This is a genomic window from Pseudosulfitobacter pseudonitzschiae (assembly GCF_900129395.1).
Taxonomy (GTDB): Bacteria; Pseudomonadota; Alphaproteobacteria; order Rhodobacterales; family Rhodobacteraceae; genus Pseudosulfitobacter; species Pseudosulfitobacter pseudonitzschiae.
In genome coordinates this window covers 79,159-92,743 of record NZ_FQVP01000005.1, presented here as the reverse complement: position 1 = coordinate 92,743, position 13,585 = coordinate 79,159, and the positions used below count along the sequence as shown (strand labels likewise).

The 13,585-nt window shown below is 62.5% G+C and carries 10 protein-coding genes; 2 read left to right on the top strand and 8 right to left on the bottom strand.

The window, feature by feature from the left end:
* Positions 1 to 111: 111 nt before the first annotated feature.
* The 5 genes from BUC08_RS15025 to BUC08_RS15005 all read right to left on the bottom strand — a co-directional run bounded on the left by BUC08_RS15025 (position 112) and on the right by BUC08_RS15005 (position 7,503).
* Positions 112 to 2,649, bottom strand: a complete 2,538-nt coding sequence (locus tag BUC08_RS15025; protein WP_037926061.1) for a putative PEP-binding protein — start codon at positions 2,647 to 2,649, stop codon at positions 112 to 114.
* Between the two features lie 146 nt (positions 2,650 to 2,795).
* Positions 2,796 to 5,057, bottom strand: coding sequence for a glycine--tRNA ligase subunit beta (gene glyS, locus BUC08_RS15020; protein WP_037926400.1), 2,262 nt, complete (start codon positions 5,055 to 5,057; stop codon positions 2,796 to 2,798).
* Between the two features lie 114 nt (positions 5,058 to 5,171).
* Positions 5,172 to 5,993 carry a DUF1206 domain-containing protein gene (locus BUC08_RS15015; protein WP_037926064.1) on the bottom strand — a complete coding sequence of 274 codons (822 nt, stop codon included), beginning with the start codon at positions 5,991 to 5,993 and terminating at the stop codon, positions 5,172 to 5,174.
* A 53-nt stretch (positions 5,994 to 6,046) separates the two neighbouring features.
* A complete protein-coding gene (locus tag BUC08_RS15010; RefSeq protein WP_037926070.1) occupies positions 6,047 to 6,565 on the bottom strand; it encodes a DUF6446 family protein in 519 nt (172 codons plus the stop codon).
* Positions 6,562 to 7,503: a glycine--tRNA ligase subunit alpha gene (locus BUC08_RS15005; RefSeq protein WP_037926073.1), complete on the bottom strand. Its 942-nt coding sequence runs from the start codon at positions 7,501 to 7,503 to the stop codon at positions 6,562 to 6,564. Before BUC08_RS15005 ends, BUC08_RS15010 begins: the two co-directional genes overlap by 4 nt.
* Before the next feature lie 228 nt (positions 7,504 to 7,731).
* Here BUC08_RS15005 and BUC08_RS15000 point away from each other — a divergent pair, with 228 nt between their 5' ends.
* Positions 7,732 to 9,555, top strand: coding sequence for a serine protease (locus tag BUC08_RS15000; RefSeq protein WP_081855383.1), 1,824 nt, complete (start codon positions 7,732 to 7,734; stop codon positions 9,553 to 9,555).
* A 127-nt stretch (positions 9,556 to 9,682) separates the two neighbouring features.
* A complete protein-coding gene (locus BUC08_RS14995; protein WP_037926076.1) occupies positions 9,683 to 9,949 on the top strand; it encodes a hypothetical protein in 267 nt (88 codons plus the stop codon).
* A gap of 201 nt (positions 9,950 to 10,150) precedes the next feature.
* On the opposite strand, the gene BUC08_RS14990 is transcribed toward BUC08_RS14995, so the two are convergent.
* From BUC08_RS14990 to BUC08_RS14980, 3 genes are all read right to left on the bottom strand, one after another.
* Positions 10,151 to 11,728, bottom strand: a complete 1,578-nt coding sequence (locus tag BUC08_RS14990) for a thiamine pyrophosphate-binding protein (protein WP_073194268.1) — start codon at positions 11,726 to 11,728, stop codon at positions 10,151 to 10,153.
* Complete coding sequence (locus BUC08_RS14985; RefSeq protein ID WP_051694352.1) at positions 11,728 to 13,176, bottom strand: TrkH family potassium uptake protein; 1,449 nt, start codon at positions 13,174 to 13,176, stop codon at positions 11,728 to 11,730. The genes BUC08_RS14990 and BUC08_RS14985 overlap by 1 nt, the downstream gene beginning before the upstream one ends.
* Before the next feature lie 71 nt (positions 13,177 to 13,247).
* Entirely contained in the window at positions 13,248 to 13,493 is a 246-nt protein-coding gene (locus BUC08_RS14980) for a hypothetical protein (RefSeq protein WP_037926084.1), read from the bottom strand.
* Positions 13,494 to 13,585: the final 92 nt, after the last annotated feature.

The window sequence follows — 13,585 nt, the reverse complement described above, 5'->3', positions numbered from 1 at the left end:
TTTCAATGGCGGTCATCTAACGAAATCGGGGTAAAGAATCCACCTCTGATGCCTTTATGTCGCAGGCAGACCCGTTTCGACACAGTATCTGGCGGCGAATAAGGGGGCGCGCTACCCGGTCTTGTGGCCTATCGCAAGCTGCGCCGCAGCAAGCCGTGCAACCGGTACGCGAAACGGAGAACAGGAAACATAGTCGAATCCGGCCTGTCGCACAAAGGCTATCGATTCGGGGTTGCCGCCGTGTTCGCCACAGATCGACAGCACGATATTCGGCTGCGCCCCGCGTCCGCGCTCGGCGGCCATCTGCATCAATTCGCCCACCCCGTCCACGTCCAGCGTGTGGAACGGGTCCTCGGGAAAGACGCCCTGTTTGACATAAGTCGACATGAACCGGCCCGCATCGTCGCGCGACAGACCATAGGTCATCTGGGTCAGGTCGTTGGTCCCAAAGCTCATAAATGCGCAATATGGCGCGATTTCTGCCGCCCGCAGGGCCGCGCGCGGGGTTTCGACCATCACACCCAAGCGGTAGTCAAAGGCCGCGCCGCGTTCATTGCGCACGGCGGCGGCAATGCCATCCACACGGGCGCGCACCAGTTCGACCTCGCGCTTGGCACTGACCAGTGGGATCATGATTTCGGGCACCACCGACTCGCCGTCCTTGCTGGCGTCGATGGTCGCCTCAAAGATGGCGCGGGCCTGCATTTCGTAGATTTCCGGCACGGTGATGCCCAGACGCACACCGCGCATCCCCAACATGGGGTTGTATTCCATCAGGCTGTCGACACGGCGGGTGACCGTGGACAGCGGCAGGTCCAGCGCCTCGGCCAATTCCCGCTGACCGGACCGGCTGGTGGGCAGGAATTCATGCAAGGGCGGATCAAAAAGCCGGATGCAAACGGGCTGGCCCTGCATGATGCGGAACAGTTGGGTAAAGTCGTCGCGCTGCATCGGCAGCAGACGTTCCAGCGACGCACGCCGGTCGTTCGAACTGTCGGCAAAGATCATTTCGCGCATGACGGTCAGCCGGCCCGGCTCGAAGAACATATGTTCGGTCCGGCACAGGCCGATGCCCTGCGCATTGAAGTTGCGCGCGGTCTGCGCGTCGGCGGGCGTGTCGGCGTTGGCGCGCACGCCGATGTCGCTGGCGGCACTGGCCCAGTCCATCAGCTCCTGAAACGCATCGTCCAGCGCGGCCTCGTGCATGTCCGGCGCCCCCAGCAGCACCTGCCCCGACGTGCCGTCGATGGTGACGATATCGCCTTCGCGCAGGGTGCGGCCGTCGCTGGCCTGAATGGTCTTGTTGATGATCTGGAATTTCATGTCCGAAATGCCCACCACGCAGGGCAATCCGATGCCGCGCCCGATCACGGCGGCGTGGCTGGTGATGCCGCCCCGTTCCGTCATGACGCCCTTGGCCGCATGCATCCCGCGAATGTCCTCGGGCGAGGTTTCGCGGCGCACCAGGATGCAGGGTTCGGACCGCGCAGCACTGGCCTGTGCTTCGGTCGCCGAGAACACCAGCCGCCCGGTGGCGGCACCGGGGCTGGCGGCAATGCCGTGGCCCAACACGTCGCGCGGGGCGTCGGTGGCGATCTGGCGGTGCAGCAATTCGTTCAACGCGCGCGGCTCGACCCGCATCAACGCCTCTTCGCGGGTGATGATGCCATCACGTGCCAGTTGCACGGCGATGCGGACGGCTGCACGGCTTGACCGGGTGACCCGCACCCCGTCGAGGATGTGCAAGCTTCCGTTATCAATGGCAAATTCCACCTGCATCTCTTCACGCAGGCGCGCCCGCATCAGCGCGGCATGGGCCTTGAGCTGGTCAAAACACTCGGGCACCAGCTCTTCCAGCGAGGGGCCGCGCGGGTCGCGGGTGATAAAGATACTCTCGGCATGCGGGCTGAGCGCATCACGGCCCTGGCTTTGGCGCAAATAGCGTCCGGTGATCTGTTCAAGCCCGGTTTCGGATTCGACCAGTTGCAAGACGCCAGAGCCACATTCGCCGCGCCCAACGCCCAGCGCCATCTGTTGCACCACCAGCCCCAGCCCCGCATCCGCAGGCGCGCCCTTGGCCATGCGCAACAGACGCGCCGATGTGCCCTCCCATGCGCGGGCCATGGATTTCAGCACACCCGCCAGCTGCGTGGCAATGTCCTCGGGGAACGGCTCTTCGGTTTCCTGCTCATAGGCGCTCAGCGTCGCGTTCAGCGCTTCGGCCCCCTCGCCGTCAATGGCGTCGAACATATCCGGGTCGAGCCGCGCGACGTGTACGGCATAGCCCTGCACGAACCGCAGGAAAATCTTTGTCGCAGCCTGCGTGCCCAGCGTCTCGCACAGCTCGGCGTGGCGGTCGTGGTTCATGCCGATGTTCAGCACCGCCCCGGGCCCGCCCCAATCGGGGTCCTGCGACGACGGGCGCACGCACAGCAGCGCGTGCGGCGGGAATTCGGCGAGGATACTGGGAATATCAGGCAGATGGCCCGAGGCGATGTTGTGCACCGCACCAAAGCTGAGCGCCACGGTGGCAGGCACAGGCAGGTTCAACCGCACCAGCCGTTGCAGACATTTTGCCCGACCGCCGTGGGTTTCAGCGGTGATCGGGGCGGTCTGCGTGACCAGCGTCGTGTCGGGGTTATTCTGCACTGCGGCACCTTTTGATTTGGGGGCAGCATAGAAGGTAATGATTATGTGACAAGGGGGCGCGGGGGCCTTTGGAGGAGATGCTTTGGGGGGCGCTGCCCCCGGCGCTTTGCGCCTCCCCCGGAGTTTATCTGGCAAGATGAAGGGGCTTAGCCCTCGATGCGGGTCAGGTCGGCCACGGCCAGACAGATCTGGCGGATACGGCTGAGCAGGTTCAGACGGTTGCGGCGCACGGTGGCGTTGTCGGAATTGACCTGCACAGCGGTAAAGAACGCATCAATCGGTGCGCGCAGGCCGGCCATGGCGGACATGGCGGTGCTGAAATCCTGCGCCTGCATCGCGGGGGTGATCTGTGCCTCGGCCGCGTCAAGGGCCGCGAACAGCGCGCGTTCCTCGTCGGTTTCGGCAAATTTGGGGTCCGCGCCGTAGGAATATTCGACGCCGTCGGCCTCTTCCGCCTGGGTCAGGATGTTGTTGGCACGCTTGAAGCCCTGGATCAGGTTTTCGCCGTCGTCGGTTTTCAGCGTGTCCGACAGGGCGCGGGCGCGTTTGACCAGCAGGTTGAGGTCGTCGTTGTTCGGCATCGCGATGCAGGCGTCGATGATGTCGTGGCGGATGCCTTGATCGCGCAGGTAGACTTTGAGGCGGTCGTGGAGGAAGGCGAGGAGGTCGGCGGATTTTTCGTCGGTCTTCGTGACGAGGCTCTGAGACTCATCGTCGTAGTCCAAATTGATCAAATCGGATTTGCCGTTGGCAACTTCTTCCAAAAGCTCTTGTGTCGCTTGAACGGCCGAAATCCCTGACCCAAGCTTTTCACGAACCGCCTCCAATAAGGCCAGACTTCCTTCGCCCCAGTTTCCCGCACTATATACGGGCGACATCAAGTGGTCGAAGATCAGTTGATTGAAGACAATCGATAAACTTTCAGTCAAATCGTTGTGCGAAATTAAACGAATAACCCCCAACGCCGCCCGCCGCAGCGCAAAGGGGTCCTTGCTCCCTGTCGGCTTCTCGTCAATCGCCCAGAAGCCTGTCAGCTTGTCGATCTTCTCGGCCAGCGCCACGGCCACCGACACCGGCGCGGTCGGCACGTCGTCGGACGGCCCCAGCGGCGCATAGTGGTCTTGGGCGGCGGCGGCGACGGCTTTGTCCTCACCCATCGCCTCGATGTAATAGCGGCCCATAAGCCCCTGAAGTTCGGGGAATTCATAGACCATTTCCGAGGCGAGATCCGCCTTGGCCAGACGCGCGGCGCGTTCGGCCTGATCGGGGTCGGCGCCCACGGCGGGGGCAATCTCGCGGGCCAGTGTCGCCATGCGGTCGACCAGATCAGCCTGAGTGCCCAGCTTGTTGTGGAAGGTCACGTTTTTCAGCGCGTCCAGCCAGTCGGTCATGCCAGCGCGGGCGGTGCGCAGGTCGTTTTCCCAGAAGAATTTCGCATCCGCCAGACGGGCCGACAGCACCTTTTGGTTGCCCGCAAGGATGGTCGCGCCATTGTCGGCGGTTTCGCGGTTGGCAACGGTGATGAACCGTTCGATCCGGCCCGTCTTGGGGTTGCGCACGGAAAAGAACTTTTGATGCTCTTTCATCGAGGTTTGCAAAACCTCGGGCGGCAGGCCCAGAAAATCGTCGTCAATCTTGCCCATCAGCACCACGGGCCATTCGACCAGCCCCGCAACCTCGGCCAGCAGGCCCGCGTCCTCGACCACCTCAAGCCCCTGGGCAAAGGCCTGATTGGTGGCGTCGTGCCAGATCGCATCGGCACGCTCGGATGCGTCCAGAACCACGTGGGCGCGTTGCAGTTTGGTGGTGTAGTCGTCGAAACTGCGCACGGTGATGGCACCGGGCGACATGAAACGGTGGCCTTGGGTTGTGTTGCCAGCCTTGATGCCGTCCACATCCATCGGCACCACTTCGGCGCCCTCTTCGGTCACCAGAATGCACAGGATCGAATGCAGCGGGCGCACCCATTTCAGCGTGCCGCTGCCCCAGCGCATCGACTTGGGCCAGGGGAAATTGCGGATGGTCTGTTCCAGCACCTCGGCCACGATCTCGGCGGCGGGGCGGCCCGGTTTGGTGATCTTGGCGAACAGGATCTTGCCCTTGGGCGTGTCGCGCTCTTCCAGATCGTCGCGGGTCAGACGGGCACCGCGCAGGAACCCTTCGATGGCCTTTTCGGGGGCGTCGGCCTTGGGGCCTTTGCGTTCCTCGACCGTGGTGGGCGATGCGGCCAGCGCGCCCTCGATGGTCAGCGTCAGGCGGCGCGGTGTCGAGAAAGCAGCGGCAGAGGCGTAGGTCAGACCGGCCTCGACCAGCCCGTCTGTCACCAGCTTTTTCAGGTCACCCGCCGCGCGGGTTTGCATCCGTGCGGGGATTTCTTCGGAAAACAGTTCGATCAGCAGGTCGGGCACGGGCATTTCCCCATCAAATTGCGCTGCGGGGTGGATAGCGCCCCTCGGGCCAAGGGTCCAGAGGCGGAACACCAACAATCGTCGCGCGCGCAGGGAAACCGGTGTGACGCGTGGTCAGGCCGTCTGGTCGGCCAATGTGGGCACGTTCGGACCCGAGATGTGCGGGATCACCCGATAGACCGCTTCGACCAGATTGTAGACGGCAAAACCCAGCAGGCCCAAACCGGCGCCTGCCAGCAGAAAGCGGCCCCAGGCCAGTGCGCGCAACGTCTCCAGCGCCTGCCCGATGCCGCCCGCGTCAGAGGGATCGGTGTGCCATGCGGCAAAGCCCAGCGACACGCCCACCAGCGCCAGCATCGCGCCGTGCACGACAAGGCCAAAGGTCAGGACAGGTTGGGCACGCTGGGTGAAGGGGGCCGTTGACAGATGTGTGCGATACGATCCTGTCAGCCCCTTATGTGCATAGTAAATGCCCGCGCCCAGGAACACGGCGGCCACGAACGCCACCAGATACGGCCCCATCGGCATCTGCATGACCTGGGCGGTCCAGTCCCGCGCACCGCCGCTGTCCGCAGCCCCGCCGCGTGCCAGTCCGGCCACCGACACGCCGATGGCCCCGTGGATCACACCTGTGGCAGCCGTGCAAAAACGCGCGAATATGCCCTTGAGGTCGGTCCCATGGTCTTCGAGATCCAGAACCGCATCGACAAGCCGCCAGATCATATAGGCCCCAAGCCCTGCTGCGATACACCAAAGCGTTGTCAGCCCCATGGGTTCGTTCTGAAGGGTTGCGAGGGCGTCCTTGGTGCCCTTGGCATCACCGCCGCGCAGGGCCGCCGTCAGCGCCAAGCCTCCAACGATAATGTAAATCACCCCGCGCGCGCCGTAGCCCGCGCGCATGATCCACTTTGTGCCCTGGTGTGCGGCGTCGGCCATCTGGCTAATCCTTCATGCGATACAAAGGACAACTCACAGGGTCGTGAAATGGTTCAATCCGCGGCAGGCCGTTCGGGACATTCCTCGCCCACAACTGTGCCGTCATAGGCCTTGTCACCGCAATCGTTCAGCTCGTGCCAGATATAACCGCGCCCGTCCTGCGTGATCGCCACGATCCGGTCGACGCCATAGTGCACGTTCTTTTGCGACAGAAACGGCAACGCGGTGCCTGCCTCAAGCTCGGCTCCGATAGCGGCGGCGTCGAAACAGTCAAACCAGCCCGGCGCATTGCGCGGCTCGGCCTTGTCCAGACCGACAAAGGTTTCTGTCAGCGTGGCCAGCGACATATCGGTGTGGAAACAGGCCCGGTAGCGGATGGGCGAGCTGTTGGCGTCGATGGCCTGAAAATCAGTGAACGGGATCGGCTCGGGCTGGTCCGAGACCACCGAGACCAGGTTGACCTCTTCCAGCGTCACCTCGTCGTAAAAGCCGTAAACCTGCAGGTAATACATACCTGCGCCTGCAATGAGTGCCATGATCACGATCAATGCCGCCAGTATCTTGCCGGTCATGCGACCGCTTCCGGGGTCCAGCCCCCTGCCCGTGTCTGCACAAAGGCATCGGCACAGGCTTTGGTCAGGGCGCGCACGCGGCCGATATAGGCCTGGCGTTCAGTGACCGAGATCACGCCGCGCGCGTCCAGCAGGTTGAAGATGTGGCTGGCCTTGATCGCCTGATCATAGGCGGGGTGCGCCATGACGATGCGTTTTCCGGTCTTGGGGTCGTCGTGCGCTTGGTCAAGGATCGCCTTGCACTCGGCTTCGGCCTCTTCGAAATGGCGCAGCAGCACCTCGGTGTTGGCCACGTCGAAATTCCAGCGGGCGTATTCTTCTTCGGTTTGCTTGAACACGTCGCCATAGGTCAGCGGGATCGGCGATTGCGGATCGTTGAACGGCATGTCCATCACGTGATCGACCGCCAGAACATACATCGCCAGACGTTCCAGACCATAGGTCAGCTCGCCCGAGACGGGGCTGCAGTCGTGGCCCCCGACCTGCTGGAAATAGGTGAACTGCGACACTTCCATGCCGTCGCACCAGACTTCCCAGCCCAGCCCCCAAGCGCCCAGCGTCGGGCTTTCCCAGTCGTCCTCGACAAAGCGGATGTCGTGCAGGCTGGCGTCGATGCCGATGGCTTGCAGGCTGCCAAGGTACAGCTCTTGCAGATCGGGCGGGCTGGGTTTGATCAGCACCTGGTACTGATAGTAGTGCTGCAAACGGTTCGGGTTCTCGCCATAACGCCCGTCGGTGGGACGGCGCGAGGGTTGAACGTATGCCGCGGCCCATGGCTGTGCGCCCAGCGACCGCAGGGTGGTTGCCGGGTGGAATGTGCCCGCACCCACTTCCATGTCATAGGGTTGCAGGATGGCGCAGCCTTTGGACGCCCAATAGGTCTGAAGCCGCAGGATGATTTCCTGAAACGAACGGGGAGCTGTGGACGTGTCGGACATGGGGGATACGCTTTCCAGTTTCGTGCGCGCCTTACCTACGCAGCCCCCCGACAATGGTCAATCGCGGCTTTGTCGCAGGCCACAGGGAGATGCAGGATAAATTCCGGCTGCAAATCGCGATAATAGATGCCTGATCCGATGAATTCCCCGTGTGACCATATGGCCAATGCGGCGAAATCCTGCTTAATTGTGCCAAATAATTTCCGAGCAGGAGTTCTGGTTAAAATGATGCGCAAGATGGTGGTTGCGGCAATGCTGGCAACAGGGATGTCAGGGTTGGCGGCAGGAGTGGCGACGACGCCTGCGGCGGCTCAGTCCGCGCAAGAGGTCGTTTGGGTGCAGATCGAAGCGCACCCCAGCCTGGCCACCGCAACGGCCCGCGCCCGCATCTATGCCGGGTCGATCGATGACGTGAACGGCTTTGCCCTGGGTGGCGGATGGTACGGTATCGCGCTGGGTCCCTACGCGCGCGATGATGCAGAACAGGTGCTGCGCGTCTACCGCGCCGATGGTCTGATCCCGCGCGACGCCTACATCGCTGAAACTTCGGATTACCGGCAACAGTTCTGGCCCTTGGGTGCGAACGTGCTGAACCAGGGCGTGATCGACGCCCCCGACGTCGCAGCCGAGGAGCCCGCCGCACCGGCCGACACGCAGGTGGCCACGACAGAAGCGACACCCGAGGCTGCAACCGAGGCCGAAGCCGCCCCGCTGCCCGAACCTGAACCCGCGGACGAAACCCCGACCGAAGCGCGCCGCAGCGAACAACTGCTGACCCGCGAAGAACGGATGGATCTGCAAGTGATGCTGAAATGGGCCGGTTTCTATGACGCGGCCATCGACGGCGCTTTTGGCCGTGGCACGCGCAATTCGATGGCCGCCTGGCAGGAAGCCAACGCATTCGATGTGACCGGTATCCTGACCACCCTGCAACGCGAGACACTGAAAAACCAGTACAACGCGGTGTTGGACGGGCTGGGCCTGGAACGTGTTTTGGACGCGCAGGCCGGCATCGAGATGATGATCCCCACCGGCGTGGTGGCCTTTGACCGCTACGAGCCGCCCTTCGCCCATTATGACGCCACCGGCGACATTCCGGCCAAGGTGCTGTTGATCAGCCAGCGCGGCGATCGGGATACGCTGTATGGCCTCTATGACATCATGCAGACGCTGGAAATCGTGCCGCTGGAAGGGCCGCGCGAACGCAGCGACAAGGACTTTGTACTGATCGGAGAAAACGGCACCATGGTGTCGGAAACCCGCGCCACCTTGCAGGACGGCAAGATCAAGGGCTTTACCCTGATCTGGCCCGCAGGCGATGAAGAACGCCGCCGCCGCCTGATTGGTGAGATGGACAAGAGCTTTATCCGCCTCGAGGCCGCGCTTGACCCCGCGGCGGGTGACCCCAGCGAACAGGCGGTTGATCTTGTGGCCGGACTGGACGTGCGCAAGCCGCGCATCGCACGCTCGGGTTTTTACGTGGACAGCGCCGGACTGGTGATGACCACCTCCGAGGCGGTCCAGTCCTGCACCCGGCTGACCATCGACGACGAATATGACGCCGACGTGGTGGCCGATGACGCCGCATCCGGCATCGCCGTGCTGCGCCCGCAAGAACCGCTGGCCCCGCTGTCGGTCGCACGCTTCAGCACAGGTGCGCCGCGCCTGCAATCCGAAGTGGCGGTCGCAGGTTACAGCTATGACGGTGTCCTGAGTGCCCCCAGCATGACCTTCGGCAAACTGGCCGATGTGCGTGGCTTGCAGGGTGAAACCGGCGTTTACCGTCTGGCCATGACCACCCTGCCCGGCGACGCGGGCGGTCCGGTCTTCGACGCCATGGGATCGGTCATGGGCATGTTGCTGCCCAAACCCGGAGGGTCGCGCGCCCTGCCCGACGAGGTCGTCTTTGCCGCAGATACAAACGTGATCCGCCAGGTTCTGGCCAGCGCAGGTGTAAGCATCAAGGCCGCCGCCGAAACCGGCCCTTCGGAACCCGAGGACATCACCCAGACTGCCGTGGGCATGACCGTTCTGGTCAGCTGCTGGGACTGAACCCTTTGCGGATTGAAACAAATGCGCGGCACTCCCCGGTGCCGCGTTAGCCGCCTGTTAAGGGCTGTCCATCATTTTGACGATCAAGCGTGGGGGCACGTGAATGTCGATCAAAATGGAGTGGACCATGATACCGAAAATTCTGAGTGTGCTGGCTTTGGGCGCAACCGTCCTTGGCGTTTCGCAGGCGGCCGCCACCGTGGCAACGCCGCCCGTAAACCATCAAGGGCAATGGTGGACCAATCCGCTGGGCTGTGAATATTCCCGCGCCGGTCGCCCCGGCGAGACGATGTGGTTCCTGATCATCAACACCGCCAAACCCGGCTGCCCCACCTATATTGCGGGCAACACCTGGGGCGGCATTTATCGCGCACATGGGAAAATCTTGAAATAACCACGTCAAAACGCGCGGCCCCGCGGGGCGGCGCGGGCCTGGCATAGGGTAACGAGGCAAAAGCAGTAAACAGTAGCTGTGACAGGCATACGGGCGGGACCAAGGGTGCCGCCCGTTTCTATTCACGCCTTATCTCGGGGGCAGGCTGCAAGGCTGGCCTGGCTCTCGAGAAGAGCATTTTGAACCAGTGAAGTGGCCGGTCTAGTCTGTGATGTCCGGCGTGAGGTAGATCAGCGTGGGGCCATCTGCCTCGAAGGCACCCAAGACAGCCTCCTGCATCTGCTTGATGGTTTTGGGTGCCGCAGCATATGCGCCAAAGGCTTCGGCCAGCTTGCAGAAATCGGGATTGCGCGCGATCACCGCATTGGGGGCAATCTGGGCGCGGGTCATGCTGTCTTCGATCTCTTTCAGCTTGCCGTTGTCCCACAGGATGATCGGCAGCGGCAGCCCCAGTTCGACGGCCACGCCCAGCTCCTGCATCGTGTAGTGAAAGCCATAGTCGCCAATGATCGCCAGCGTGGGCTTGCCCGGCCGCGCGATGGCACCGCCGATGGCGGCGGGGGTGGCATAGCCCAGCGTGCCAAAGCCATATGGGTGGTGCCAGTGACCGGGCTTGGTCATCGGCCAGACATCCATGGCCACATAGGCAAATTGCGTCATGTCTGAATAGATCATCGTATCTTCGGGCAACACCGCACGCAGGGCATCGCACAGCGGTGCGATTCCAGGGCGTGGGGCATCGCTGTCGGCGCGCCAGGCCTTCCGCGATTTTGCAACCTCCTCGGCGGTCCAGCCCGAGGTGGTCTTGCCCAACGCCTCGGCCCGTTCCAGCAAGGCACGCATCAGCAGCGGACCATCGCACAGGATGTTCAAGACACCCGCATCCGTGTTGGTAAAGGCCTGCGGGTCAATGTCGACGCGCACCAGCAGGCTCTGGTGCCCCAGATGCGCGCGCCACAGGTCAACCTCGGCCAGTTCCGAGCCGACGACAACGACCACATCCGCCGAACCGATCACATCTGCGCTGGAGGGCTGCGACAGGGCCGCGCCGTAATGCAGCGGATCATCCGTGCCCACAATCCCGCGTCCGGCGTAGGTGGTGAAAGAGGCAGCGCCCAAGGCTTTCAGCGCCTTGCGGGTCACATCGGCACCAACGCACGCCCCGCCGCCAAACACGAACAACAGCCGCTCGGCGCTCAGGATACGGTCCAGCGCATCGCCCATTTGCGGCAGGCTGGGCGCCGTATAGGGGCGCGGCGCGGGTGCTGCGTCTGCTGACGCCTCAAGGACGGCAATCGGCACCTGAATATGCTTTGGACGCGGTCGCTGTGCCGTAAATTCGGTCAGGGCACGGTCAATCAGCGTATAGGCCGCATCGGCCGTGCGCGCCTCGGCGGACCAGTCGCATACGGTCGCCGCCGCCGCGCGTTGGTCTTTCATCTGGTGCAACTGACCCTTGATCCCCTCGACCTCGTCCAGACAGGACGACACCACCAGCACCGGCACGGAATCAGAGTAGGCCTGTCCCATGGGCGTCATGATGTTGCACAGCCCCGGCCCGGTGATCACATAAGCCACCCCCGGCTTGCCCGAAGCGCGCGCATAGCCGTCGGCCATGAACCCCGCGCCCTGTTCGTGCCGAGCCAGAACATGGGTGATCCCCGCCTCTTCGATGCCGCGGTACATTTCCTGATTGTGCACGCCAGGTATGCCAAAGATCGTATCGACCCCGCGCGCCTTCAGCATGTGGGAAATTTGGGCTCCAAGGGGTCGTTTCATCAGGCTCTCCAGAATTGCACGGTCACGATGGCATAGACCACCATCAGTTCGAGCCGTCCTACCAGCATCCCCCCCGCAAGCAACCATTTCGCCGTGTCGTTCAGCGGGCCAAAGTTGCCCGCCGGTCCGATCGTGTCGCCCAGACCGGGCCCGATGTTGGCCAATGCCGTGGCCGCCCCCGACAAGGAGGTTACGAAATCCAGCCCCGTCATGCCCAACGCAACGGACAGCAATCCCAGCGACACGATAAAGAAAACAAAGAACGACATGACCGAGCCAAGCACGTCGGCATCCACCGCCCGGCCATCATAGCGCGGGGTAAAGATACCGTGGGGGCTGCGGGTCTTGCGCAATTGCGCGCGGATCGAAGAAAACAGGATCTGGTAGCGGAAGATCTTGACCGAACAGGCCGTCGATCCCGCGCAACCGCCGATCAGGCCCGCGAAGAAGAAAATCGCGATCAGGAACGGCCCCCACGCCATATAGTCCACGCTGGAAAAGCCGGTGCCCGACATGACCGACACGACGTTGAACAGCGCCTCGCGCACCGCCCGTTCGACGCTGTGTGGGAAAATATAGGTCAGGGTAAAGGCGCTGACCCCGACAATGACCGCGATGGTGCCCAGAAACGCGTGCACCTGCGTATCGCGCCAGATCGCCGTGGTGTTGCCGTTGATCATCTGAACATAGCGCACGAACGGCAATGCCGCGAGGATCATGAAGAAAGAAGCAGCATATTCCTTGGCCCCGACAAAGCCGCCAAAGGAAGAATCATAGTTCGCAAAGCCCCCGGTGGACACCGTGGTGAGCGCGTGGACCGTGGCGTCAAAGACGTTCATCCCCAGGATCAGGTAGACCAGCGCACAGGCCAGGGTGATCGCGATGTAAATGCCTGAAATCTGGCTGGCGATCTGTGTGGCACGGGGCAGGATCTTGCCCATGGTCTCAAAGGCTTCGGACCGGAAAATCTGCATGCCGCCGACACGCAGTTCGGGCAGGAACACCATGGCCACAACAATGATGCCGATACCGCCCAGCCATTGCAGGATACCGCGCCACAACAACAGCCCCTTGGGCAGGTTATCAAGGCCGGTAAAAACAGTGGACCCAGTGGTGGTCAGCCCCGACATCGCCTCGAAAAACGCATCGACATAGCGCGCCTCGGTCGCGCCCAGCACGAAGGGCAGCGCGCCAAAGATCGGCAGCATCAACCACACACCGGTGGTCAGCAGGAATGTTTGCTGGATCGTCAGACCTTCTCGGACACCATTGGAACAGCTCAGCGCCATAACGCCGCCTGCCAGAATGGTGATCAGACCGGATTCAACAAAAACCGGCCAGTGTTCCCTGCCCTCGGCAAGATCAACCAGCATCGGGACAATCATGGTCAGCCCAAGAGCGGTAACCAAAAGTCCGATGACATATCCAACGGGGCGCAGGTCTAACATTTCGCCAGCGTTGGCGCGGGCCGCGCCGACTGTCAAGGCAGTCTCAGGCGCAGCCCAGCATCATTTCGCACTTAGACGTAATAGAGATCGCGAAACACGTACGCGGGAATGTTATCGCGTTCGATTTTCAGCTCTGCCAGCTGTGCGTCGGACATCGCGTTCAGACGTTCGATCAGGTGCATACGCGCTTCCATGCTGCGCGATTTCTGACCGGCTTCGATCAATGCAGTGAAGACGCGCGAAAGAACCGAGCCGATGCCCGCGAAAAAGCTTGCGACCGGTGCGTTGGAAATGTGAGTGGCGGTTTGGGTAGCCATGATGATCTGCCTTTTTGGTTTGGAGAGTGAAACGCTCCTCCTGTAGACCACCATATAGGTATGTCCGGCTGACCTACCACCGACGATATTGC